This window comes from Pseudomonadota bacterium (genome assembly GCA_023229365.1).
Taxonomy (GTDB): domain Bacteria; phylum Myxococcota_A; class Polyangia; order JAAYKL01; family JAAYKL01; genus JALNZK01.
Map to the genome: position 1 here is coordinate 1 of JALNZK010000084.1, position 23,540 is coordinate 23,540.

Sequence of the window (23,540 nt, forward strand, 5' to 3'; positions counted from 1 at the left end):
GGCCCGGGGCGCGTGGCGCGGGAGCTCCAGGGCAAGGGGTGCACGGTCGTCGGGCTCGACCTGCGGGAGCCCGACCCCGCGAACATGACCAGGTTCATCCGCTGGGATCTGAACGCCGACACGATCCCGGAGGAGGTGTTCGAGTACGAGTACATCCTGCTGCTCGACATCATCGAGCACCTCGAGAACCCGGAGCGGTTCGTCGACATGCTGCGGCGGGGCGCCAAGACCTCGCGCCCCACCGTGATCCTGACGACCGCGAACGTCACGTTCCTGGTGCCGCGCCTCATGTTCCTCGCCGGCCAGTTCAACTACGGGAAGCGCGGCATCCTCGACATGACCCACACGCGGCTGTTCACTTTCTACACCATGAAGGATCTCCTCGAGCAGTCGGGGTACGAGATCGTGGAAACGCGCGGCATCCCGGCCCCGTTCCCGAAGGCGCTCGGCGACGGGAGCGTCGCGCGCGCGCTGCTGCGCGTCAACGAGGCGCTCATCCGCGCGAGCAGGCCGGTGTTCTCCTACCAGATGTACTTCGCGGCGCGGCCGCTGCCGACCGTGGACAACCTGCTCGACGTCTCCATCGGCCACTCGGAGCGGGAGCCGGAGGCGGGGAGCCGATGAGCGGAGGGGTGCGACGGGTCGCGGTCCTCGCGGCCGCGAAGGCGAGGAAGAACGCGGTAACGGCGATCAGCTACGGCGTGCCCGCCCTGCTCCTGCTCGCGCTGGCGTTCAAGATCGTGACCGCGGCCGCGCTCGGCGTGGAGGCGGGCCCGACGGTGCCGCCGGACGGCTACGTCGCGAGCGAGGATCGGGTGAAGCTCTACTGGAGGCGGGGCTCCCACGTGGGCGACTTCACGGTGCAGGTCGCGGTGGGGACGAAGTTCGACACGCCCGTGTTCACGAAGAAGACGACCGAGACCAGCCTCGTCCTCCCCCGCCTGGAGCCGGGCAGGGAGTACTGCTGGCGCGTCGTCGAGGAACCCGGCGCACGGCGCGCCTGTTTCACCACCCAACCGATGTTCGTCCCGTACTGAGCCATGACGGAGAGGCAGAAAGAGATCGTCGCGGGCCTGCCGGAGCGGATCGTCGACCGCATCGGCCGCGCGGCCACCTACGCGCTTCCGGCGATCGGATCCCTGGTGGTCCTCTACGCATGCATCCCGCTCCTCGAGGGCGGGGTCGGCGTCGGGTGGGACGAGATCTACCACCAGGCGACGGAGAAGCTGACCGCCGAGATGCTCGGGAAGGGAGAGAACCCCTGGGGCCTTCTGCAGTCGATGTTCGGCTACCCGGGGTTCCGGTTCTACCAGTCGCTCCACTACCTCCTGGCCGCGGCGATCCAGCTCGCAACGGGCGCCGGAGCCACGATCGTGCACAACTGGCTCGTCGTGCTCCTGTTCGCCGCGACCCCGTGGACGTACCGCCGGCTCTGCCTCTCCATCGGCCTGACCCCGTTCGCAGCTGGCGCCGCCGGCCTCCTGTGCGTCGCGTCCATCAACGGGACGTCCAACTCCTTCGAGTCGTACTTCGAGTGCGCGTTCGTGACGCAGGCCCTGGCGTCCGTTCTCCTGCCGCTCGCGCTCGCGGCCCTCGTGACCCTCGTTCGGGAGGGAAGGGGCACCGTACGGGTCGGCGTCCTCATGGCGCTCACCGTCCTCGCCCACGCCGCCTTCGCGATCTACGCCGCGCTGGCGGCCGCCCTCGTCATCGTCGTCTTCCTGCCGACCGATCGCCGCACCTGGCTCCGCCTCGGCGGCGCGGCGGCGCTCGCCGGCGTCCTCGCGGCGGGGTGGGCGGTGCCGTTCGTCCACTACCAGCGGGTCGACAAGCCGGTGAGCGACATGGTCGCCCGCGCCGATCGGACGATCTGGTTCAACGGCCTCGATCCCGGGGAGATGAGCCGCCAGCTGGCGAGCGGGAGGCTCCTCGACGGCGGGAAGATGGACAACACGCCGGAGGCCAAGACCGAGACGCTCCTCAACATGGTGGTCACCGAGGAGACGCGCTTCCCGTTCCTCACGCTGCTCGCGGCGGCCGGGCTCCTCGTCGCGCTGGCCGGCTACCGCAGGCCCGAGAACCGGCTGCTGATCGCCGGGCTCTCGTTCGGCCTGCTCCTGATGCTCGGCGCGGACGACTTCCGGGAGTTCTACCGGCTGCCGCTGGCGAGCAGCCTCCAGGCGTTCCGCGTCAGCTACTTCATCGAGCTGTTCGCCTTCGCCCTGGGCGGCGCCGCGCTGGCGCGCTTCGGGGCGCTGCTCGTGACGTGGTGCTCGAAGATCGTCCCCGCGCTCGTTCCCAAGATCGTCGCCGCGCTGCTCGTCGGAGGAGGGCTGTGCTACTTCTGGACGAGCACCGTCCGGATCGCGACGCCGATCGTGGACACGAGGGACGTGTCGTTTTTTAACCGGGTCATCGACGTCATTGACAAGTCGGGCAAGGCGAGCCGGCAGAAGCGTGTCGCGGTCAAGTTCTCGAAGCCCGACCGCAAGTTCAAGTTCGCGCTGGAGCACTGGATCGAGCTCGAGGGCGGCTACTCGACCGTGTGCAACCACTGGACCTCGTCCTCTCCCACGAACAACCTCCACGTTTGCGGCCCACTCTCCGCGCCTTGGACGTCGCCGCAGTACCAGCGCCTGCTCGGCATCCGCTTCTTCGTCATCGAGAGGGGCAACGTCGACAAGTTCGTCGGCGACGACTCGCCGCTGAAGGGCGAGTACCGGAAGCTGGGGAGGGTCGGCAGCCTCGGGGTCGTGGAGGATCGGCGGGCCGGCTATCTCCACGAGGCCCCGGGCCCGCGCGTGCTCGTGGTCGCGACACCGGCCCAATGGTACTGGCTGACGAAGCGCTGGGTGGCGCGGTGGCCGGCGAGGATCGGACGGCCCGAGACCCCGTGGCCGCTACTCGTCCCCTCCGAGGCGTTGGAGGACGAGGCGCTCGTCGGCGCGGCCGATGCCGTGCTGTACCTCGACGACCGGGACGTCGATCGCGATCGCGCGCCGCTCTCGAAGATCGCGGCGTCGGAAAAGAAGCTGGCGCTCGGCATGCCCGTCGACGGCGTCGCCGGACACGTGCTCGGCATCGGGGATCCGAGCTGGGACGCGGTGCTGAAGCTGCCCCTCCGCCCGTCGGTCGGCGCCGCGATCAAGCGGTTGGACCGCGGAAAGGACCCCGATCGCCTGCGCTTCCGGGTCGACGCATCGGCGCCGACCCTGTTCGTGCTGTCGATGCAGCACTTCGAGGACTGGCGCGCCCGGATCGACGGCCGGCCGGTGACGGTGGCGTCCGCCGGGCCGGACATGGTGGCGGTGGTGGCCCCGTCCGGCGAGCACGAGATCGACTTCGCCTACGAGCAGTCGACGATGGAGATCACGACGATGTGGATCTCCGCGATCGGCTGGGCGGGCGTGATCGCCTTTGGCCTGTTCCTCACCGGTCGGGGCGGGTGGCGCAGGCTCCGCAAGAAGAAGGCGGTTTAGTCCGAGAATACCTGCGCGCCGAACTGCCCGGCCCCCTTGCTGACCCGAATCTTCACGACGTAGGTGCCGGTGAACCGCGGGCACGGCGCGGTGTCCATCACCGCGTACCCGTCGAAGGACTGGTCCTTCTGGAGCTCGGCGCGATCCTTGTCGAGGAGGACGACGTCGAGATCCTTCACCGACGGCGCGCCCGCCCCGATGATCGTGTAGCAGTGCCCGGCCGTGAGCTTCGCGTTGAAGACCTGCTCGCCGTTCGTCGCGAGGTTGCCGCGCACGACCTGCATGACCGCCGCGCGACCCTTGCCGAACTGCGCGTGCAGCTGTCGGATGCGGTTCGCGATGAAGTCCGCCTCGGCGCCACCGACCTTCTCCGGCGTACCTATCGCGCGCTTCGCGGCGTACACCCCCACGGCGAACGCGCCGGCGCCGCCGTACATGGCGACCTTGATCGTCGCGGCCGCGCGGCCCGGCGCGCACCACTGAGCCGCCGGACGGACCCCGGAGATCCGATCCGCCGCGACCTCCTTCCCGTCGACCTCGACGGTGAGCGTGAGGTCCTGCACGCCCGCGCCGCCCGCGCCGAGGAACTTGTAGCACCGCGCCTCCGGCAGGACGACGTCGAAGGTCGCCGCGTTCCTGTGTCCGAGCGTCCCGATGTAGGCGTCACCGAGCGCCTCCATGCCCGCCGCCGCATGGTCCGCGCTTTCGTCGAGCGCGAGCGCGACCGCGGCCTCCTCTGCGGACGCGGTGCCGTTCTGGCGGCTCTCTGCGTACAGCTGCAGCGCGTATGGTCCGTGGCCCGCGTACACCTGGAGCCGCAGCTTCACCTCGCCGTCCGCCTCCGCGCACATCACGGCGTACGGATCCGCCACCGCGCCCTGATCCGCCGCCACCTGCGCGCCCCCTTTGAGGACGCGCAGATCGAGGTCGGTGATCTCGTCGCCGCCGACGGCGAGCACGCGGTAGCACGCGCCGCGGCGCAGCACCTCGAGGAACTCCACGGACTGCCCCTCCGACATCCCGCCGGAACGCACGGCGCCCACCGGCACGTAGTCGACGCCGAACGCCTCGGCGCGCGTGTCGAGAGCCGCCTTCATCTGCGCCGCGCTCTTCTCCGCGGAGGCGGGGCCCGGATTCGCAGAGATCAGGATCGCCGCGCACGTGACGGCAACGATCGCAATCGTCCGATGCATCCCGTTCCTCCTCTCCCTCGCTGCGCCACCGCGAGGCCGGCGCGGTTGGACGGACCTTCCCCGGTAGAGGTAGACGATCTCGTCAGGTCCGGGATTCAAGCGCCCGTCTTGCCGCCATGCAACGGCGGGGGGATGGCGATGGACGACCGGAGCGCGCCGTCCTTGTCGTCCGTGAACGGCTGCGACGCGCGGTACGCCTGAGCGAACAGGTGCATCGTGATCACGTTCGCCATGAACGACGTGAAGAACAGCCCGACTCCGAGCGCGACGAACCCCACCGAGGAGAGCGCGCCGGCGGCCAGCGACAGCCCCCACGCGGTGAAGAACGTGCCCTTGTTGGCGCGGACGAACTCCATGATCTGCCCGACGTCGAACGCCGCCTTGAGCGACCGCTTGATGGCGAGCCGCATGAGCGCGAGCGGCAGGATCATGGAGAACATGACGCTGAGCATGATCTCCAGCAACAGGTAGGCGACGAGGATCCAGAGGTTCAACCCCAGGCAGGCCGCGAGCACCTGCACCGTGACGAACAGCGCGATGAGCGGCGACGCCCAGCCGAGCGCGACGAGCATCGGCATCATCCCCTCGTTGAAGAGGCGGCCGAGATCCTTCCAGTCGGGGAGCTTGCCGTCGCGCCCCTCGAGCGCCTCGCAGAGGACGCGCATGAGGTAGCCCATCACGACGAACGCGAAGAAGACGGTGAAGAAGAGCAGAGAGAAGACGCCCCCGAGGAGCAGCTTGCCGACGCCGCCCGGCGACTTGAACGCAAAGGAGAACGAACGCTCGATGTTCATCCCGACGACCTCGACGCGACTGTCTCGCGAAGTCTTGGATCACAAAACGAGAAATCGTACACTTTTTTTCCGCGCCGCGCCAGAGCGCCTCAGGCGCCGCCCTTCTGGCGCATCTCCTTCTGCCAGACGCGGACCTGGTTGCGGCCGCCCTCCTTCGCCGCGTACAGCGCGATGTCCGCGCGCCCGATCAGCTCCTCCTTGGAGCGGGCGTGCGCCGGATAGGTGGCGATGCCCATGGAGATCGTGCACCTGAACTCGCCCTTCTCGGAGCGGAACGCTTGGCCCTCGAGATCGCGCCGGATCCGCTCCGCGAGCTTCTGCGCGCCCTCGGTGCCGGTGCCCGAGCAGATGACGATGAACTCCTCGCCGCCGTACCGCGCGGGGAGATCCGTGTCGCGCACGACGTTGCGGCGGAGCGTCTCGCCGAGCCCCTTGAGCACGACGTCGCCTACGGGGTGGCCGTAGGTGTCGTTGACGGCCTTGAACTTGTCCACGTCGCACAGGATGAGCGAGGTCTCGGTGGAGAACCGGAGGCTGTGGGCGAGCTGCCGATCGAGCTCCTCCTGGAACACGCGGTGGTTCGGCAGGCCCGTGAGCCCGTCGGTCGTCGCGAGCTCCTCGAGCCTGCGGACCATGCGCGCGTTCTGCAGCGCCGTCCCGAGTTGGTTGATCATGACCTGCAGCATGGTGCGCACGTCGTCGGGGTAGGCGCTCGGAGCCTCGGTCGCGAGCACCAGGGCGCCGAGCGCCTCGTCGCCGGCCGTGAGCGGGAGCACGAGCGCCGATCGCATGCGGGCGAACGCCTTCTGCGCCTTCTTCGTGAAGATGATCTGCTGGCTGGGATCGAACTCGCCGCGGTAGGGCAGGTAGTGGCGGTTCTTGAGCACGGACCCCGCGAGGCCGGTGGTGTCTGCGACCTCGACCCCCACGAGCGGCTCGACGGTCTCACCGCGGACCGCGCGGACGACGAGGCGCCCGCGGTCCGTCGCGAGTGCAACCGCGGCCAGGTCGAACGGCGCGAGCCGGCCCGAGGCGTCGAGCGCCGCCTCGACGACGTCGTCGAGGGTCAGCGCCTTCGTCAGCAGCTCAGAGGCGGAGAGCAGCTTCGTCTGCTCCGTCTTCGCGCGCTCGAGCTGGGCGAAGATCCGCTCGTTCGAGACGATCTGCAGGATGCTCTCCACCGCGCCCACGAGGTTCTCCTGATCCACGGTGCCGAACGAGCGGCCGTCGACGCGATCCGCGCACAGCACGCCGCGGACGGCGCCGTGCTCGATGACCGGGACGCCGAGGAAATCGGTCGTCGCGACCGGGGATTCGTAGTACGGTAGGCTCGCGCCGCCCGGCTTCGCGCCCTTGAGCGCGAGGGGCGTGCGGCTCTGGATGATCGCGCCCACGACGCCCTCTTTGCGGTCGATCTTCCGCGTGGCGATGTGCTCGGTGACGTCGGAGACGCACTCGAAGATCCGCAGCGTCTCCCCGCAGCCGTCCAGCCAGAGGAGCACGCACGTGTTGAGCCCCATCGTCCGCTTCAGGAGATCCACGTGGTGGTACATCGACCGCCGCACCTCGCCCACGGTGCACCGGGCGAGCCGCTCCTGCTCCTCGCCTCGGGCCGAGGCCGGCCGCGCCTCGCTCGTGGCGACGGTCAGGCGGAAGGCGCGGGCGTCGTCGGCGACCGCGATCCTGTCGCGCGCGAGGTTCTCCGCCGCCTGACGCCGCGTGCGGGACACCTCGCGGCGCGTGAAGACGAGGTTCAGGAGGGAGAACAGGACGATGAACAGAGCGTGGATCACCGCGGCGGGGAGAGAGGCGTTCGCGCCGGCGAGCGCGACGAAGCCGAGCTCGAGACCAATCGTCGCGGTGACGAGGGTGAACCCGACCCACTGCGGCGTGTAGACGACGAGGAACGCCACGAGGATGAAGATCAGCGGGTACGCCGGCGAGGTGAGCCCGCCGGAGATCTGGACGAGGGCGTGGGTCGCCACGACGAGCAGGAGGCCGAGCTCGAGGTCGGCGCGCCAGCTCGTCGCCGCGGTCCTCCCGCTGCCCGCGAGCCTTCTGTGCACGTTGACGCCGAACGCCGCGGCCCAGACGCCGAACATGCAGATCGCGGCGGCCTTGCGCGCGCCGCTCGTGGCGACGTCCGAGAACAGGCCTGCGACGATCGCCGCGGCGAAGGCGCCGGCGAAGACGAAGCTCCACGTGACGCGGAAACCCCGCCGGATGCCGTGGATCGTGTATTCGAGAACGGTCACGCGCGCTCCTCCAACGAACAACGTACAGAGGCGGTGCCCGGCGGGTCAAAATATCGGTCCTTCCATCTCCAAGGCGAAGATCGCGCCGAAGCCCGCAGGGCAAAGGCGGACCCGTCTTCCGCCTATTTGCGCCGAGAGGGCGGAGTGCTAGATAACGAAGGGAGGAGGCGCGATGATCACCGTGAACGGGAGAGAGACGCCCTGGACCGACGGCACGACCGTCGCGTCGCTGCTCAAGGACGCCGGCTTCGTCTTCCCGCTGCTGATAGTCCGCGTGAACGGCGCGCTCGTCGATCGCGAGGACTACGCGTCCCGCGCCGTCGCCGACGACGACACGGTCGAGGTCGTGCACCTGATGAGCGGCGGCTGAGCTCCTACGGGATCTTCAGGAGCTCCTTGACCTTCGAGATCACCTGCGGAGCCTGGATCGGCTTCGTGATGTAGACGTTGGCGCCGAGCTGGAGGGCCCGCTGCCGGTCCTCCTCCGCGCCCTCCGTCGTGATGATCACGATCGGCACGTCGCGGTGGATGGCGTCCGAGCGGATCCGCTTCACGAGCTTCAGCCCGTCCATGATCGGCATGTTGATATCGGTGATGACGATATCGAAGCGACCGGAGGCGAGCTTCTTCAGGCCGTCCACGCCGTCGTCCGCCTCGACCACCCGGAGGTTCTTGAGGCGCGCCAGCGCGAACACGATGAGCTGCCGCATCATCGGCGAGTCTTCAACGACGAGGCACGTGTATTCCGCCATCCTAGAGATCCTCCATCGCGTCAGACGCGCCGATACTGGTCGAGCCCGACGAAAACGTCCTGTACCTTGGCGAGCAACCCCGCGCCGGCGATCGCGGCGGCGGCGTGCGAGCCGAGGAGCCTGAACAGCTCGATATCCATTTTCACGAACGAGGTCTTCTGCTCGAGGAAGTCGTACACGGCGATGACGCCTATCACGGTCTGCCCGAAGACGAGCGGGACGCACGCGAGCGGGACGCCCTTCTCTCGGCGCTCGGACGGGTTGCCGAGGTACTGCACCGCCGTCGAGACGGCCTCCCCGATGATCCCGTCGGAGCCTCTCACGACGTGGCCGGCGAGCTCGTCGCAGTGGAAGAGGTGCACCGGCTCCAGGATGATCTCGCCGGCGCTCCCGCCGCGCCGCAGGAGCACCGCGAACCGGGCGACGCCGACGAACTGCATCAGGATCTGCTCCATGATGCTGAACACGTCACCCGGCGTGAGCGCGATATGGAGCTGGAACGAGGCGACGTAGAGGTTGGCCATCGTGTCCAGCTCGAGCTCCACCTCGTGGAACTTGGCGTGGTAGTCGGAGTTCTCCTGTTTGGTGTTCTCGATGCGCGTCGCGAGGGCGTGCTTCTCCTTCTCGAGCGCCTCGATCTTGACGAGCAGGTCGCGGATGGCGTCGTCCGAGGCGAGCTGCAGCCTGAGCACCGCGTTGTCGTCCCGGAGCGTCCTGAGCTGCCCCTGCAGCTCGTGGACCTCCTTGAGCAGCTCGTTCGTGAACTCGGCGCCCTGCTTGAAGAAGGTTTCGAGGAACTCCTCGCGCTGCACGGTCAGGCTGCGCGATGCGTAGGATTCGCCCGATGCTGCGTCCGCTTTGTCCGCCATGTCTTGTACCGCGCTCCTTGCTGTTGCCCGAACGCCGGATGCATAGCCTAGCACGGCGGGGCGGGTCGAACAACGACACGCCGGCCGACACGCCGGCCGGGGCCGGAAACGCTCCTGACCCCCGTCATGCAAACCGGCGCCGAAACGTGCTGTCGTGGCGGCATGGGCGACGGGTTCGACAGGCTCAAGGAGCGGGCGAGGCGGGCGCTCTCGGGCGTGCGGCGGGAGCTCGATCGCCCGGGGCTCGTGCGGGCCGCGGTGCTCGTCCCGTTCGTCCGGCGCGACGGCGAGCCGTTCCTCGTGCTGACGCGGCGCACCATGCGCGTCGCGACGCACAAGGGGCAGATCTCGTTCCCGGGCGGCGCGGCCGAGCCCGGGGACGCCGACTTCCGGGCCACGGCGCTCCGGGAGGCCGAGGAGGAGATCGGGCTCGAGCCGGGTCTCGTCGAGATCGTAGGCGCCCTGTCGGACGGGATCACGACCTCCGGCTTCGTCGTCACGCCGGTCGTCGGGTTCCTCGCGGACGGCGCCGCGTTCGCGCCCCACGAGTTCGAGGTCGCCGAGGTGCTCGAGCTCCCGTTCGCGCGGTTCCTCGACCCGGCGGTGCATCGCCTCGAGACCTTCGAGCACGAGGGCGAGCTCGTGACGAGCCACACCTACGAGGTCGACGACCGCCGCGTCTGGGGCGCGACCGGCCGGATCGTCGCGTCGCTGCTTCGCGCGCTCGGCGAGGGCGACGCAAGTTGAGATCGGGTCCGACGCCTACGGCGCGAACTGGGAGTTGTAGGCGAAGCAGCCCGCGGTCGTGAAGTTGATCGACCCGGTGATGTCCGATCCGGTCGCCGTCGGCGCGGCGGTCAGGTTGACCGCGACGTCGGACGGATCGCAGAAGCCGCGCATCCAGTCGTCGATCAGGGTGCTGCCGGAGTAGGTCCCCTCCTTCACCTGCACGTACGCGGCCTCGACGGCGCCGACGCCGTGGCTCGCCACCGGCCAGATCACGAGCACGTCGACCTGGGTGCCCGTCACCGGGAGGTCGGCGAACTGCATGATCCAGTACGTGTCCGTGCTGTCCATGAACGCCGCGCACGACTGGAACGGGTAGGAGGAGCCCGAGTACTCGTAGTCGGTGACGTTGAGCAGCGCGTTGTTGCCGGCCTGGAAGTCGTCGATCTGGCAGGAGAAGGTGGCCGCCGTGAACGACGCGGTCTTGAGGCAGCGCGGCTGGCCGGTCACTATGGAGCAGCTCGGGAAGCCGGTGTCGTCGCACAGGGTCGCGTCGCCGGCGCAGCTCAGGTAGCACTCGCTGGCGATCTCGTCGACGAAGTAGTCGCCGCAGTAGGAGCTCGTCGGACACGTCGCGTCGGTCGTGCACGGCTCGCCGTAAACGATGTCCGTGTCCGTGTCCGTGTCCGTGTCCGTGTCGGTGTCGGTGTCGGTGTCGGTATCGGTATCGGTATCGGTGTCGGTATCGGTGTCGGTATCGGTGTCTGTATCGGTGTCCGTATCGGTGTCGGTGTCCGTATCGGTATCGGTATCGGTGTCCGTATCCGTGTCGGTATCGGTGTCGGTATCGGTGTCCGTGTCGGTGTCGGAATCCGTGTCCGTGTCCGTGTCCGTGTCCGTATCCGTGTCGGCGTCGGTATCCGTATCTGTATCTGAATCCGTGTCGGTGTCGGTGTCCGTATCGGCATCGGTGTCCGTATCGGTGTCGGAATCCGAGTCCGTGTCGATCGTGCCGACCTCGTTGTCATCCCCGACGGAGGCGCACGCCGCGAGACACGCGGTCAACGACACCAGGGTCAAGCAAGTCATAAGTTTCATGGCCGTTCTCCTTCTCCCCGTAGACTAACACATTCTTGCCACTGAGTTCAGGACCACCTACGCTCGATTTCGAGCCGCCCGGAGGATCGATCTTGGCGTTCGATGATGAACCCTCGAAGCCGTCGCGCGAGGCCCGCCGGGCCATCGCGGAGGTGATCGATCTCCAGCGCCGGGTCTTCGAGCGCCAGAGGCGGATCATCGAGTCCAACGAGGCGCACCAGACGCCGGGCTTCACGCGGTACAGGAACGAGTACCGGCGCGCCGTATCGGGCTACCTCGCGGAGTCCGGCTTCGGCGCCATGTGCGACGCGGTGGCGGGAGCGCGGGTGGCGTTCGTCGCCGACTACCACACGCACAGGCTCGCGCAGAAGACGCTCGTCACTCTCGTGCGCGCAGTGCAGCAGCAGGCCCAGAGCATCGTCATCGCCACGGAGTTCGTGCACCGCCGCCACCAGGCGGCTCTAGAAAGGTACCTCGAGGGGCGGATCAACGAGGCGACGTTCCTCAAGCGAATCCGGTACCGCGAGCAGTGGCCGTACGACATCTGGCCGAACTTCAAGCCGCTGTTCGACCTCGCCGCCGAGCAGGGGTTCCCGATGATCGCGATCGACGCCGACTACCAGCTGCCGCTGCCGGAGCGGGACAGGCTCGCGGCCGCGAGCGTCGCGAAGGCCGCGCGCGGGCACCCGGACGCGGCGATCATCGTGTCGGCCGGACAGATGCACGTTGCGCCGTCGCACCTCCCCGCAAAGGTCGATCTCGCGTTCATCCGTGAGGGGCTCCCGTCGCCGGAGAGGGTCATCGTCTACCAGAACGCCGAGGAGATCTACTGGCAGCTCGCCGCCGAAGGGCGCGAGGAGGTCGAGGTCGTGCAGGTCGCGCCCGGGGAGTACTGCGTCAACAACACGCCCCCGCTCGTGCAGCAGCTCTCGTACCTGCACTGGATCCGCTTCGACGAGGAGCTGATCGAGTACACACAGCTCGAGTCGACGGTGCAGTCGCTGATCGCGGATTTGGCCGCGTACCTCGACCTCGAGATCTCCGACGCGGCGAAGCGGGTGCGCGTGCTGAAGCCCGGGGACCTCGAGCTGCTCGACGCGCTCGAGGAGGGCGGGCTCGACGGGCGCGAGCGGCGCGAGATCCTGCGCCGGATCGAGGCCGAGGAGAGCCTGTGCATTCCGTCGCTCGAGATCGTCTACCTCGCCACGCTGTCGGTGAACCACGCCGCCGAGGAGGCCGCTCACTACCTGAAGCACGTCGTCTCGGGCGCGAGCATCCCGGGCGATCCGCGCGACCTGTTCTACTTCGTGGTGCTCAACGAGGCGTGCGCGTTCTTCGCGTCCAAGGTGGTCAACCCGAAGCGGAAGGCCGATCACACGGGAAGGCTCCGGGCGATCGTGGCGCAGGCGCGCAAGCGGCGCGCCTTTTCGGACGACGAGGCCGCGGCCGAGGTGGCGCTCGAGCACTTAGCCTGGGAGCGCGCGCCGAAGCGCGGCCGCCGCTTCTCCGCCGGCGCCAGGCTCAAGCGCGCCGCGGTGTTCAACGGGGCCGCGCACCTGCTCGGGTACGCCCTCGGCGATCTCCTGTACTACGGGCTCACGGAGGGCACGGTGCCGAAGGCGGCGATCCGCGACCTGTTCGAGGCGAAGCTCGACGGCGACGGCGAGGCGCTCGGCGCCTACCTCGCGCTGTCCGAGAAGGTCCGGGACGTGCGGCTGCCGAGGAGGATCTGAAGATGAGGCTCGAGCTCCGCGCGTCGCTGTTGATCCTGGCCGCCGTCGTCGTCGCTTGCGTGGACGGGGGCGCGGGGCCGGGCGATCCGGACGGGGGTGCGGACGCGGCGGCCGACGGCGGCGCGGATACGGAGACCGAGGCGTCGTGCGGCACGGCCAGCCCGGCGGCGCTCGCTGCCTGCGTGGACGGCGCGCGTTACGAAGCCGATCTCGTCGCTATCGCGATCGAGCGCCCGCAGTGGAGCATCGGTTGGGAAGAGGTGCAGGCGGCGTGCCTCGCGAGGCTCGAGGAGCTCGGCTTTGACGTCGCCCTCGAGGAGTACGGCAGCGGCGTCAACGTCGTCGGTCGCCTCCAGGGCGCGATCGAGCCGGAGGTCGAGATCGTCGTCTCCGCGCACTATGACCACGTCGAGGGCTGCCCGGGCGCGGATGACAACGCGAGCGGCGTCGCCGGCGCGCTCGAGGCGGCGCGCGTCCTCGCCGAGGCGCAGTTCGGGAAGACGCTCGTCGTGGCCTGCTGGGACGAGGAGGAGGAGGGCAAGGTCGGCTCCGAGGCGTTCGTCGCCGCCGCGGTCGCCGCCGGGACGCAGATCGACGTCGCCGTGGTGTTCGAGATGGTCGGCTACACGAACGAGGAGCCGGGATCTCAGGAGCTCCCGGGAGGGTTCGAGCTCGCCTTCCCCGCGCAGATCGCCGAGGTCGCGGAGAACGACTACCGGGGCGACTTCCTCGCGATCGTCGCGGGGGAGGACGCGCACGCGGCGGTCGCCGCGGTCGAGCACCACACGGAGTTGGCCGGCGTCTCGGCGATCGCCCTCGAGTTTCCCTTGGAGTGGCTGTCGTCGGACATGATCGCCGATTTCAGGCGCTCCGATCACGACGCTTTCTGGCAGGCCGGGATCCCGGCGCTCATGCTCACGGACACCGCGAACTACAGGTACGCGGCGTACCACTGCATGGACGGGGACGACGTGCCCGAGAATCTCGATACGGGTTTCGCAGCCGCGATCATCCGCGGCGCGGTGGCCGCCGCGGCCGAGGCGCTCGGGGTGCAGTGACGGCGGTGCCGGGTTCGATCCTCGCGGTCGGCGCGTTTTTCGGCTAGGCTGCGCGTGGTTCGAAAGAGGGGTGACGCGAGATGTGCGGAATCGTCTGTTACGTCGGGAGCAAGTCGTGCAGCGGGCTCATCCTCGAGGGGCTCACGAAGCTCGAGTACCGGGGGTACGACTCGGCGGGCGTCGCGATCCACGACGGCTCGAAGGTCGCGGTCGTGCGAGCGGAGGGCAAGCTCGGAAGGCTCGCGACGGCGCTCGCCGGGCATCCGCTCGCCGGAGCGACCGGGATGGGCCACACGCGGTGGGCGACCCACGGCCGGCCCTCGGAGACCAACGCCCACCCGCATCTCGTGGACGGCGTCGCCGTGATCCACAACGGCATCCTGGAGAACCACCTCGTGCTCCGGCGCGAGCTCGAGGAGGCGGGCGCCAAGTTCGCCTCCGAGACCGACACCGAGATCCTCGCCCACCTGATCTCCCGCGCCCTGGCCCGGAAGGCGGACCTGATGGGCGCCGTGCGGGAGGCGCTCGGCAAGGTCCGCGGCTCGTACGCCCTGGCCGTGATCTGGGACAAGGAGCCGAAACGCATCGTCGTGGCCAAGAACGCGTCGCCGCTCGTGATAGGCGTGGGCGACGGCGAGATGTTCGCCGCGTCCGACGTGCCGGCGATCCTCTCGCACACGAACCGGATGATCTTCCTCGAGGAGGGGGAGATCGCGGAGCTCACCTGCGACGGCGCCAAGATCGAGACGCTCGCCGGTGCGCCCGTGAACCGCCCTTTCAAGACGATCAACTGGACCCCGGTGCAGGCGGAGAAGGGCGGGTTCAAGCACTTCATGCTCAAGGAGATCCACGAGCAGCCGCGCGCGATCGAGGACACGCTGCGCGGCCGCGTCTCCGTGGAGGGGTCGGGCGTCGCCACGGAGCTGATGGGGCTCGACGATCCGTCGGCGCGGCGCATCCGGCGCGTGGTGCTCGTCGCGTGCGGCACGTCGTACCACGCGGCGCTCGTCGGCAAGTACTGGATCGAGTCGCTCGCCCAGGTGCCGTCCGAGGTGGAGCTCGCGAGCGAGTACCGCGCCCGCGGCCCGCTCGTCGACCCGAACGACCTCATCGTCGCGGTGTCGCAGTCCGGCGAGACGCTCGACACGCTCGAGGCGGTCCGCGTGGCCCGAGGCGGCGGCGCGCGGATCCTCGCGATCTCCAACGTGCTCGACTCGGCGATCCCCCGCGCGTCGGACGGCGCGCTGTACACGCACGCCGGCCCCGAGATCGGCGTCGCGTCGACGAAGTGCTTCTCGGCGCAGCTCGCGGCGCTGTTCATGCTCGCCGTGCACCTCGGCCGGCGGCGCGGGACGCTTGAGAAGCCCCGCGCCAGGGAGATGCTGGAGGGGCTGATCAAGGTGCCGGCGCTGATCCGCGAAATCACCGACGCGAGCGGCGCGGTGGCCGAGATCGCGCAGGTCCACGCCTCCGCGCGCGACTTCCTCTTCCTCGGGCGCGGCCTGTCGTACCCGATCGCGCTCGAGGGCGCCCTCAAGCTCAAGGAGATCTCGTACGTCCACGCCGAGGGGTACGCCGCGGGCGAGATGAAGCACGGGCCGATCGCGCTCATCGACGAGCGGATGCCGGTGGTCGTCGTGATGCCGAGCGACGGCTCGCTCGAGCGGATCGCCGGCAACGTGCAGGAGGTGCTCGCGCGGGGCGGCAAGGTGATCGCGATCGCCACGCGCGGCGAGCGGATGATCGACCGGCTCGACGTGGCGCGGATCGACGTCCCGCCCTGCCCGGTGGAGCTCACGCCGCTCCTCACCGTCGTGCCGCTGCAGCTGCTCGCCTACCACCTCGCCGACCTCAAGGGCTCGGACATCGACCAGCCGCGCAACCTCGCGAAGACCGTCACGGTGGAGTAGGGGCAGGGCTCGGAAAGAACAAGGGACGAAAGCGACACAAGCGACGGAAGGGAGGGCGAATCGCGCTCTCTTCTGTCTCTTCGGTCCCTTCTGTCGCTTCTGTCGCTTCTCGCCGGCGGTTAGATAGCTGCTCCTCGGTCCAGATCAAAAGAACGTCGGCCTTGCTGTCAGCCGCGCCCACGAGGAGCGCGGCAACGATCCTCCTTCGCGCAAGGCGCTCAGGAGGACGCCCTTCGGGCAAAGCCGAACCTCTCTTGTCCTGGCCGAAGGCCGTGCGCCGAAACGCGTCAGCGCGAAGGCGCATCGTTGCCGCGGGGCTCGACCCCGCGGTCCGTGGGCAGCGAGAGAAATTTTCTTGGCGAGTGTAGCGGACCAGGGAGCAGCTATTCAGAGGACAACAACGACTGCAAGGACGGCACGCCGGGCCGGCGGGCAGTGACCCCAGACGTCCTTGGTGTCCTTGCTGTCCCGCGATCTGGCCTTTTCCCTAACATCCACTATCATCGGCCCGCCAAGAGGAAGGAGGCACCCATGCGCCGAACACCGTCGATTGCTATCCTTGTGGGGCTGCTCGCGGCCTGGGGCTGCGGGACGACCGAGCCGAGCGCGCCCAAGGGCGACGAGGTCGAGAAGCCGAAGGCGGCACAAGCGGAACCCGCGAAGACAGAGGAGGAGAAGACCGTGACGCCCGATCTGAAGGCGATGGCCGCGAAGTTCGCGCCGACCGAGATCGGCGTGGACGAGGCCAAGATCCCGGAGAAGCATCGCAAGGTGATCGTGAAGCTCGTCGAGGCCGCGCGGATCATGGACGACCTCTTCTTCCGCCAGGTCTCGAAGAAGAACCCCGAATGGCGAGAGCAGCTCCGGGCGGATCCCGCCGCCGCGGACGCGCTCGCCCTGTTCGAGATCAACTACGGGCCGTGGGACCGCCTCGAGGAGAACGCGCCGTTCTGGGGCGAGGAGCAGAAGCCCGCGTGCGCGACCTTCTACCCCGAGGACATGAAGAAGGAGGAGCTCGAGGCGTGGATCGCCGCGCATCCGGATCAGAAGGAGGCGTTCACAGGGTACTTCACCGTGATCGAGCGCGACGGCGCCGGGCTCAAGGCCGTGCCGTACAGCGAGGCGTACGAGGAGCACCTCGAGCCGGCGGCGAAGCTGCTCGAGGAGGCCGCGGGGCTCGCGGAGGACAAGCGCCTCAAGAAGTACCTCCTCTCCCGCGCCGCGGCGTTCAGGAGCAACGACTACCGGCCGTCGGACATGGACTGGATGGATCTCGGCGACGGCGATCTCGAGATCGTGATCGGGCCGTACGAGACGTACGAGGACCGGCTGTTCGGCTACAAGGCGGCGTTCGAGGCGTTCGTGACGCTCCGCGACCCCGAGGACTCCAAACAGCTCGCGCGGATCAAGTCGTTCATCCCCGAGATGGAGGCGTACCTGCCGATCGACGAGCAGTACAAGAACAAGAACCGCGGCGCCGAGTCGCCGATCTCTGTGGTCGACGTGCTCTTCACCGCCGGCGACACCCGGGCGGGCGTCCAGACCCTGGCGTTCAACCTGCCGAACGACGAGGTGGTGCAGGAGAAGAAGGGATCGAAGAAGGTGATGCTGAAGAACGTCGCCCACGCCAAGTACGACAAGATCCTCGTGCCGATCGCGAGAAGGCTCGTGGCGGCGGATCAGGTCGACAAGGTCTCGTTCGACGCGTTCTTCAACCACACGCTCGTGCACGAGACCGGCCACGCCCTCGGGCCGGGCAAGATCAAGGTCGTCCGCGAGGGGAAGACGGTCGAGACGACGGTCAGCCAGGAGCTCAAGGATCTCTACGCCGCGATCGAGGAGACGAAGGCGGACGTCCTCGGCATGTACCTGAACTACCTCCTCATCGAGAAGGGGATGTTCCCGGAGGCGTTCAAGGAAAACATCTACGCGTCGGTCCTCGCCGGCTTCTTCCGCTCCGTCCGGTTCGGCATCGGCGAGGCGCACGGGAAGGCGAACATCGTGCAGTTCAACTACCTCTCCGAGAAGGGCGCGGTCGAGAAGCGGCCGGACGGGAAGTACGCCTACGTCGCGGCGAAGATGCCCGAGGCGCTCAAGGCGCTCGCGCACGACATCCTGATGATCGAGGCGCTCGGCGACTACGAGGCCGCGAAGGCGCTCATCGAGAAGTACGGCAACCTGCCGGCGGATCTCGCGGCGGCGCTCGGCGGGCTCGCGGAGATCCCGACCGACCTGAAGCCCTCGTACCCGATCGAGCGGCAGATGCAGGCTTTCTAGGACGCAAGCCCGCCGCCTCCCTCACTTCCAGGGATCGCTCTCGTCGATACGGCGCCGGCTCGCGAGATCGACCTCGAGCTCCTCGGTCTCGCCGGCGACGACGAACACGACCTTTCGGTACACGAGCTCGCCGTTCCTTTCGATGCGCAGTTCGTGGGCGCCCGCCGGGAGATCGAACGCCACGGGAGTGGGGAGCGGCACCGGGACGCCGTCCACGAGCACCTCGAGCCCGGGCGGCTCCGTCGTTATGGTGACGGTGCCGGGTCCCGAGTCGGCGCCGCCGTCTTTTGTGTCGTGGACCCGGGGCGCTTCCGGGGACTCCATGGCGAGCGCGAAGTGGATCCGCGAGACGCGATCCTTGCGGACGACGACCTCGCGCGTGACCGGCTTGCAGCCCACCCGAGTGACGATGAGCGTGTGCCTGCCCTGCGAGAGCTCGAACAGCACCGGGGTGGGGCCGTAGGGGACGCCGTCCGCGTGGACGGTGGCGCCCGCCGGATCGGTCGTGACCTTGACGACGCCGGCGACGGCCGGCGCGCACAACGCGTCCGCCGCGCACAGCGAGACGAGGGCGCAGGCCAAGGCGGCGGCGCTATGAGGTCGCAGCATCGCACGAGCTGCCCGCATGGCTCTACCTCCCCCAGATCCGGACGGTCTCGTCGCCGGATGAGGAAATGATCCCGCTTCCGTCCTTCAGGAACGTCGCGGAGTAGACGTTGGCCGTGCCGCCGTGGCGCAGGTCCTTGAGCAGCTTGAGCCCCTTCGCCCGCGGATCGGCGGACAGGATCCGCAGGTGCCCGTCGTACGACGACGCCGCGATCGCGTCGCCGCTCGGCGAGAAGCGCACCTTGTGGATGTTGTTGCCGAACTTCTCGTACACGGCGCGCACCGACGGAAGGGCGCGGTCCATGACGATGAGGCGGTTGCCGCCGATCGCCACGCGCGACATGTCGGGCGAGAAGTCCACAGAGCTCGAGTAGGTCGGCGCCTGGATCCGCCAGAGGATCTCGCCGGTGTGGAGATCGATGAGCTCGAGCGTATCCGACGGGTAGTACGTCGCGGCGAGGAAACGGTTGTCCGCCGAGAGCGCCCACCCGTCGAGCCGCGCCTCGAGCGGGACGCGGCGCACCTCCTCGAGGACCGGGCCCGCACCGCGCCGGAAGATCGTGAGCACCGAGGTCTGGGTCTCGATGTCCGACTCGGCGCAGAGGAGGAAGCGCCCGTCCGGCGACCACCGCATCTGCCAGGCCGGGCGATCGCTGAGCGCCGCCATCCGCTCGCCCGTCGTCGCGGAGTAGAGAGCGATCCCCTGGAGGTTTCCCACGACGAACGCCGGGCCGCGCTCGGGATCCGGCCAGAACGCGACGTCGCCCCGCTCGAACCCGCCGGCCGCGAAGCCCGAGGCCGGGTAGTTGCCCAGGAGCGCGCGGCTCTTGCGATCGTAGATCCGGATCGTCGCCTCCATGGCGCTCCTGACGAGGAGCAGCTTCTCGTCCGGGCTCGTGAGCGCAGTGTCGAGGTGCGAGTGGCCCACCGAGATCCGCGCCCTCTGCCGCCAGGAGCGGTACCGCTGCGGCGCCCCGGCTGGCGGGGTCGTCTCGAGCATGTCGAGGTCGGGCTCGAGGAAGATCCGGAGAGGCGGCTCCGAGAGCGCGGGCGGCGGCGGGTCCGGCGCGGGGGGCGGCGGGGGCAGTTCCGGCTGCGCGGGATCGGTGCGGGGCTCCGGGCGTTTCCGCAGATCCGCGGGATCGGCCGCGAGGTGCGCGACCACCGACTCGCGATCCGCGAGCGCCGGCTGATGGGTCGTCTCCGCCGCGCCGCAGCCGACAGCCAGTGCCGCGACGAAGGAGAGACCTAAGTGATGACGACGACGCATGCGCCTTCCACTTCGCTCGGAGTGTATCACGGCCCTTTGACCTTGCCCGCGGCGTCGATCGCGATCCGGAAGGGACGCCCCGATTCATCCACCTGGGAGCGCAGGATCGCCGTGAACCCGCCCGCCTCGGCCGTCAGGCGGACCGCGTCGACGGCGTCCTCCTCGATCGGCAGATCGCGCCTATCGACGATCAGGGCGCCGCCGGGTTCGAGCGACAACCGCATGAACGCGGGCGGGATGTACATGTGCGCCGTGAGCACGCCGGTGACGCCGCCCGACCGCGCGACGAGCTCCGCGCGGATCCACTCGCGGGTCCTCACCATCGTCTCGTCGCCGACGGGGACGCCGGCAGCGGAGACCGCGCGCAGGAACAGGCACTTGAAGAAGTGCTTGCGGTCCGGGCACAGATCGTGCGCCGCGACGGCGAAGCCCCCTCCGACGGGGTAGATCGCGTGCAGCTTGTGCGCCGAGGTGAGCGGCAGCTCGCGTGCCTCTCCGGCCGCGGCGCCGTCCTCCCCCAGCGGCTGCACGAACGCGGAGCTCCGGCCCGTGCTCCACGCCGCGAGCCCAGAGGACTCGCCCGTCGCCGTGATCGCGCCGGCGGGAGGCGCGGGGAAGATCGTCGGGGGCGACGCGGCGGGTGCGGGAGCGGCCGCGGGCGAGACCGGCTGCGCGGCGGGTGGCGCGGCGGGTGGCGCGAGGCCCTGGGCAGCGGGCGCGGGCCGCGGCGCCGGATCGGAGCACGCAGCGGCGACGGCTACGGCGGCGGCTGCGATGGCGATGGTCGTTCGCATGCTTCCCTTTCAGTCGGCGAGATAGACGCGCGTGAGCTCGCCGTCGCGCACGCGAACGGGGCGGGCCTTGGGCACCCGGAACTCCGCGACGCTCGGCGCGAACGTGAAGACGTACATGTCGTAGTCCCCCTCGACGATCCACTCCACCCAGGTCTGCCCGGGTGCGAGCGGGTTGCCCCGCAGGATCTCGGCGGACATGATCAGCTCCTCGGCCTTCTGCGCCTTCTGCTCGTCCGACCAGTTGGAGTGCTCGATCTGCTCGAGCATCGCCTGGGCCACGGGGTTCAGCAGGGCGACCCCGAGGATGTCGTTGCAGCCCGTGTTCGCGAGGCGCAGACCGTAGTCCTTGTTGGCGTACTCCACGTCCGTGGTCTTTCCCGGCTCGATCCGGACGCTGTCCCACACCGTGGGCTCCGCCTCCTCGGTGACGAGCTCGACGCGGTAGCGCCCGGCCGGCACGTCGAAGCGGATCGCGGCGAACCCGTTCACCCGGCCGATCTCGGGCGGCAGCTTGTCGATCTCGGCGCGCTCCAGGTTCTCGGGCGTGACGTAGATCCCCTTGATGCGCGCCGAGCCGGTGTTTCGGATCTCGAGCCGCCCGGAGGTGTTCATGACGTCGAGCACGCGCTCGAGCGGCGTGGCGTAGAACAGGTGCAGCGTCGGGCCGCCGTAGGAGAACGCGTTCACGCCGAGCACGCGGCCCCGCATGTCGACGAGCGGGCCGCCGCTCTGGCCGCCCGCGAGCGTCGCCGTGTGCTCGATGTGCGTCTGGGAGAAGGCGCGCGAGCCGGTGACGACCTCCTTGTCCGGGTTGGAGACGATGCCGTCCGTGATCGAGATGCCGAAGTAGTCCTTGGCCTGGGCGAGCCCCACGGCGAAGACCTGCACGCGGCGCCCCGCCTCCCGCGAGAGGCGCAGGCCTGGGAGCGCCTCGATGCCCGTGGCGGTCATCACCGCGATGTCGAGCACGTCGTCGGCGAACGTCACGCGGACGTCCCGGAGCGTCGTCGTCGTCGCCGGGCGGAGCCGGCCGTGGGACTCCGAGCGCGAGATCCGGATCTGGCCGTCGAGCGGATCGTCGATCCTGTAGCCGCGGATCACGTGCAGGCTCGTGACGAGGTGCTTCGCGCCGCCGCGCTCCACGACGAACGCGGTGCCGCGCGTGTGGCCGCACTTGTCGAACACGCCCCAGATCGAGCCGCTCACGTCGTCGAGCAGCTGCTCGGGCATCCGGTTCCACGCGCCGACGCTGAGCGCGCCGCACGCGGCGAGGAGGGCCGCGCAGGGGATCAGGAACGCAGCCGCCACCTGCGCCGCGCGCCTCGAGACCGCTCGCGTCCTGGATTTCATCGCACCAATCTAGCGCAAATCTCCTTAAAGGACGACCGTGCTTCAGCTGCGGGCGGCGAGGGCTCCGCGCAGCGCCTCTGCGTGCTCGCGATCGGCCGCCATCATCGCCTCGAAGAGCTTCCGCAGGTTCGGCGACCGGAAGTCGGCGACGGTGGACATGTGGAAGTGGGCGAACCGATCCTCGAGATCGACGGCCGTGCGCAGCGCGTCCGCGGGGCTCGGCGGGTTCCCCGCATGGCGGCGGCGCTCCTCCCGGACCGTTTCGACGAGCGCGGCGACGGTGTCGGCGCTCACGATCACCTTGCCGAGCTCCTCGCCGTAGCGCAGCGCGAGCTCGAACTGGTTCGCGTGGTTGTCCTCCTCGCGGGCGGTCTTCATCCACAGCTGCGCGAGCCCCCGATCCCCGGCGTGGGCGGCTGCGAGATCGCGGTAGAGCCCGCCCATCTCGCGCTCCATCTCGGCGCACAGCTGGAGCGCGCGCCGCGCGTCGTTTCCCTTTCTGATTTCTGCCATGGCCTCCCTAGATCCTTAGCACGATCGCGAAGCTCGGCGAGTAGAGCACGCCGAACGCCTTTTCGAAGATCAGCTCGACCCCGACCACGTCGAGCCGGATCTCCCACCAGTCGCCGAGGATGAAGGCGAGGCCCGTGCGCAGCGTCGTCGAGAACGAGGCGATCGGCTCGTCGCCGAGGTAATACCCGTCCGAAGTGTGCTTCGGAATGCTCTGCGCGAGGAGGCCCGGGAGGAAGGAGCTCGCCCAGTAGACGTGCGGCCCTTTCAACGGGACCAGGAAGCGCAGCTCGAGATAGAACGGCATGATCTCGCCGGTCAGCCGGTCGAGCGCCTCTTCCCGCGCCTCGTTGTAGTCGCTGGAGCTGCTGGGCATGTAATAGGAATGGTCCAACCCGCTGAACATGAACGGCCCCACCGTCAAACCGAGCTCCCACCAGAGCCGCGAAGACGGCATCTTTACTCCCAGGCTGAGACCGCCGCCGATCCCGATCCGCCGCATCCCGTACCGCTCGCCGTCGATGAAGGCCGAGCCGAGGCCGAACGAGTAGACTGCGCCGACGTAGAAATGCCCGACGTCGAAGCTCCCCGCCGGGCGGAGCTCCACCTGGACCATCCGCGTCCGCTTCGGCCAGACCTTCGTGCGCACGGTCTTCGACCAGTAGCCCGCGCCCTCGACCCGCACGCGGTGCTCTCCCGGCGCGACGATCCCCTCCCACGGCGCCTCGCCGACGCGCGCGCCGTCGACGTACACGGAGACGCCTCGCAGCTTCGTGTGCTCGTCCTCGAGCCAGACGATCAGCTTCGCCTCGTCCGGGCCGAGCGGTTGTGGAGCGGACGGAATCGCCGCCGGGGCGACGACCGGC

General features: G+C 69.1%; 21 protein-coding genes. 9 read left to right on the plus strand and 12 right to left on the minus strand.

Annotated elements, in window-relative coordinates; all coding sequences use genetic code 11:
• From M0R80_22955 to M0R80_22965, 3 genes are all read left to right on the plus strand, one after another.
• A partial coding sequence (locus M0R80_22955) for a class I SAM-dependent methyltransferase (protein MCK9462492.1) occupies positions 1-624 on the plus strand: 624 nt, incomplete at its 5' end.
• Positions 621-1,037, plus strand: coding sequence for a hypothetical protein (locus M0R80_22960; protein MCK9462493.1), 417 nt, complete (start codon positions 621-623; stop codon positions 1,035-1,037). The genes M0R80_22955 and M0R80_22960, both read left to right, overlap by 4 nt.
• Before the next feature lie 3 nt (positions 1,038-1,040).
• Positions 1,041-3,479: a hypothetical protein gene (locus M0R80_22965; protein ID MCK9462494.1), complete on the plus strand. Its 2,439-nt coding sequence runs from the start codon at positions 1,041-1,043 to the stop codon at positions 3,477-3,479.
• Here M0R80_22965 and M0R80_22970 read toward each other — a convergent pair.
• The 3 genes from M0R80_22970 to M0R80_22980 all read right to left on the minus strand — a co-directional run bounded on the left by M0R80_22970 (position 3,476) and on the right by M0R80_22980 (position 7,721).
• Positions 3,476-4,672 (minus strand): hypothetical protein, encoded by a 1,197-nt coding sequence (locus M0R80_22970; GenBank protein MCK9462495.1) that lies wholly within the window; start codon positions 4,670-4,672, stop codon positions 3,476-3,478. The two genes, M0R80_22965 and M0R80_22970, sit on opposite strands and share 4 nt — an antisense overlap.
• A gap of 95 nt (positions 4,673-4,767) precedes the next feature.
• The gene (locus tag M0R80_22975) at positions 4,768-5,466 is read right to left on the minus strand and encodes a DUF4013 domain-containing protein (GenBank protein MCK9462496.1); all 699 of its coding nucleotides are present in this window, start codon (positions 5,464-5,466) and stop codon (positions 4,768-4,770) included.
• 89 nt (positions 5,467-5,555) lie between these two features.
• Positions 5,556-7,721: a GGDEF domain-containing protein gene (locus tag M0R80_22980; GenBank protein ID MCK9462497.1), complete on the minus strand. Its 2,166-nt coding sequence runs from the start codon at positions 7,719-7,721 to the stop codon at positions 5,556-5,558.
• 172 nt (positions 7,722-7,893) lie between these two features.
• Between M0R80_22980 and thiS the strand changes: the two genes are divergently transcribed.
• The gene (gene thiS / locus M0R80_22985) at positions 7,894-8,091 is read left to right on the plus strand and encodes a sulfur carrier protein ThiS (GenBank protein ID MCK9462498.1); all 198 of its coding nucleotides are present in this window, start codon (positions 7,894-7,896) and stop codon (positions 8,089-8,091) included.
• Between the two features lie 4 nt (positions 8,092-8,095).
• Here thiS and M0R80_22990 read toward each other — a convergent pair whose 3' ends face one another.
• On the minus strand, positions 8,096-8,473 hold the full coding sequence (locus tag M0R80_22990) for a response regulator (GenBank protein MCK9462499.1): 378 nt from the start codon (positions 8,471-8,473) through the stop codon (positions 8,096-8,098).
• Between the two features lie 20 nt (positions 8,474-8,493).
• Positions 8,494-9,342 (minus strand): GAF domain-containing protein, encoded by an 849-nt coding sequence (locus M0R80_22995; protein ID MCK9462500.1) that lies wholly within the window; start codon positions 9,340-9,342, stop codon positions 8,494-8,496.
• 126 nt (positions 9,343-9,468) lie between these two features.
• Here M0R80_22995 and M0R80_23000 point away from each other — a divergent pair, with 126 nt between their 5' ends.
• A complete protein-coding gene (locus M0R80_23000) occupies positions 9,469-10,089 on the plus strand; it encodes a CoA pyrophosphatase (protein MCK9462501.1) in 621 nt (206 codons plus the stop codon).
• Positions 10,090-10,104: 15 nt separating this feature from the next.
• Here the strand turns inward: M0R80_23000 and M0R80_23005 are convergent, their stop codons facing one another.
• Complete coding sequence (locus M0R80_23005; protein ID MCK9462502.1) at positions 10,105-11,166, minus strand: hypothetical protein; 1,062 nt, start codon at positions 11,164-11,166, stop codon at positions 10,105-10,107.
• Positions 11,167-11,258: 92 nt separating this feature from the next.
• On the opposite strand from M0R80_23005, the gene M0R80_23010 reads away from it, so the two are divergent.
• The 4 genes from M0R80_23010 (at position 11,259) to M0R80_23025 (ending at position 18,144) form a co-directional block, all read left to right on the plus strand.
• Positions 11,259-12,899 (plus strand): ChaN family lipoprotein, encoded by a 1,641-nt coding sequence (locus M0R80_23010; GenBank protein ID MCK9462503.1) that lies wholly within the window; start codon positions 11,259-11,261, stop codon positions 12,897-12,899.
• A 2-nt stretch (positions 12,900-12,901) separates the two neighbouring features.
• On the plus strand, positions 12,902-13,957 hold the full coding sequence (locus M0R80_23015) for a M20/M25/M40 family metallo-hydrolase (protein ID MCK9462504.1): 1,056 nt from the start codon (positions 12,902-12,904) through the stop codon (positions 13,955-13,957).
• 80 nt (positions 13,958-14,037) lie between these two features.
• A complete protein-coding gene (gene glmS, locus M0R80_23020; GenBank protein ID MCK9462505.1) occupies positions 14,038-15,867 on the plus strand; it encodes a glutamine--fructose-6-phosphate transaminase (isomerizing) in 1,830 nt (609 codons plus the stop codon).
• A 531-nt stretch (positions 15,868-16,398) separates the two neighbouring features.
• Positions 16,399-18,144 carry a peptidase gene (locus M0R80_23025; protein MCK9462506.1) on the plus strand — a complete coding sequence of 582 codons (1,746 nt, stop codon included), beginning with the start codon at positions 16,399-16,401 and terminating at the stop codon, positions 18,142-18,144.
• Between the two features lie 21 nt (positions 18,145-18,165).
• Here the strand turns inward: M0R80_23025 and M0R80_23030 are convergent, their stop codons facing one another.
• The 6 genes from M0R80_23030 to M0R80_23055 form a co-directional block, all read right to left on the minus strand.
• Entirely contained in the window at positions 18,166-18,771 is a 606-nt protein-coding gene (locus M0R80_23030) for a PEGA domain-containing protein (protein MCK9462507.1), read from the minus strand.
• A gap of 4 nt (positions 18,772-18,775) precedes the next feature.
• Positions 18,776-20,020 carry a WD40 repeat domain-containing protein gene (locus tag M0R80_23035; GenBank protein MCK9462508.1) on the minus strand — a complete coding sequence of 415 codons (1,245 nt, stop codon included), beginning with the start codon at positions 20,018-20,020 and terminating at the stop codon, positions 18,776-18,778.
• Positions 20,021-20,046: 26 nt separating this feature from the next.
• Complete coding sequence (locus M0R80_23040; GenBank protein MCK9462509.1) at positions 20,047-20,814, minus strand: hypothetical protein; 768 nt, start codon at positions 20,812-20,814, stop codon at positions 20,047-20,049.
• Positions 20,815-20,823: 9 nt separating this feature from the next.
• On the minus strand, positions 20,824-22,164 hold the full coding sequence (locus M0R80_23045) for a serine protease (GenBank protein ID MCK9462510.1): 1,341 nt from the start codon (positions 22,162-22,164) through the stop codon (positions 20,824-20,826).
• A gap of 42 nt (positions 22,165-22,206) precedes the next feature.
• Positions 22,207-22,677: a hypothetical protein gene (locus M0R80_23050; GenBank protein ID MCK9462511.1), complete on the minus strand. Its 471-nt coding sequence runs from the start codon at positions 22,675-22,677 to the stop codon at positions 22,207-22,209.
• A 7-nt stretch (positions 22,678-22,684) separates the two neighbouring features.
• On the minus strand, positions 22,685-23,540 hold an 856-nt coding region (locus M0R80_23055), incomplete at its 5' end, for a PEGA domain-containing protein (GenBank protein ID MCK9462512.1).

Coding starts and splice junctions, on each gene's coding strand:
- M0R80_22970 (MCK9462495.1), bottom strand. CDS start 4,672: ATGCATCGGACGATTGCGATCGTTGCCGTCACGTGCGCGGCGATCCTG.
- glmS (MCK9462505.1), top strand. CDS start 14,038: ATGTGCGGAATCGTCTGTTACGTCGGGAGCAAGTCGTGCAGCGGGCTC.
- M0R80_23050 (MCK9462511.1), bottom strand. CDS start 22,677: ATGGCAGAAATCAGAAAGGGAAACGACGCGCGGCGCGCGCTCCAGCTG.
- M0R80_23030 (MCK9462507.1), bottom strand. CDS start 18,771: ATGCGGGCAGCTCGTGCGATGCTGCGACCTCATAGCGCCGCCGCCTTG.
- M0R80_23015 (MCK9462504.1), top strand. CDS start 12,902: ATGAGGCTCGAGCTCCGCGCGTCGCTGTTGATCCTGGCCGCCGTCGTC.
- M0R80_23005 (MCK9462502.1), bottom strand. CDS start 11,166: ATGAAACTTATGACTTGCTTGACCCTGGTGTCGTTGACCGCGTGTCTC.
- M0R80_22975 (MCK9462496.1), bottom strand. CDS start 5,466: ATGAACATCGAGCGTTCGTTCTCCTTTGCGTTCAAGTCGCCGGGCGGC.
- M0R80_22995 (MCK9462500.1), bottom strand. CDS start 9,342: ATGGCGGACAAAGCGGACGCAGCATCGGGCGAATCCTACGCATCGCGC.
- M0R80_22965 (MCK9462494.1), top strand. CDS start 1,041: ATGACGGAGAGGCAGAAAGAGATCGTCGCGGGCCTGCCGGAGCGGATC.
- M0R80_23000 (MCK9462501.1), top strand. CDS start 9,469: ATGCAAACCGGCGCCGAAACGTGCTGTCGTGGCGGCATGGGCGACGGG.
- M0R80_23040 (MCK9462509.1), bottom strand. CDS start 20,814: ATGCGAACGACCATCGCCATCGCAGCCGCCGCCGTAGCCGTCGCCGCT.
- thiS (MCK9462498.1), top strand. CDS start 7,894: ATGATCACCGTGAACGGGAGAGAGACGCCCTGGACCGACGGCACGACC.
- M0R80_23035 (MCK9462508.1), bottom strand. CDS start 20,020: ATGCGTCGTCGTCATCACTTAGGTCTCTCCTTCGTCGCGGCACTGGCT.
- M0R80_23045 (MCK9462510.1), bottom strand. CDS start 22,164: ATGAAATCCAGGACGCGAGCGGTCTCGAGGCGCGCGGCGCAGGTGGCG.
- M0R80_23025 (MCK9462506.1), top strand. CDS start 16,399: ATGCGCCGAACACCGTCGATTGCTATCCTTGTGGGGCTGCTCGCGGCC.
- M0R80_22960 (MCK9462493.1), top strand. CDS start 621: ATGAGCGGAGGGGTGCGACGGGTCGCGGTCCTCGCGGCCGCGAAGGCG.
- M0R80_22990 (MCK9462499.1), bottom strand. CDS start 8,473: ATGGCGGAATACACGTGCCTCGTCGTTGAAGACTCGCCGATGATGCGG.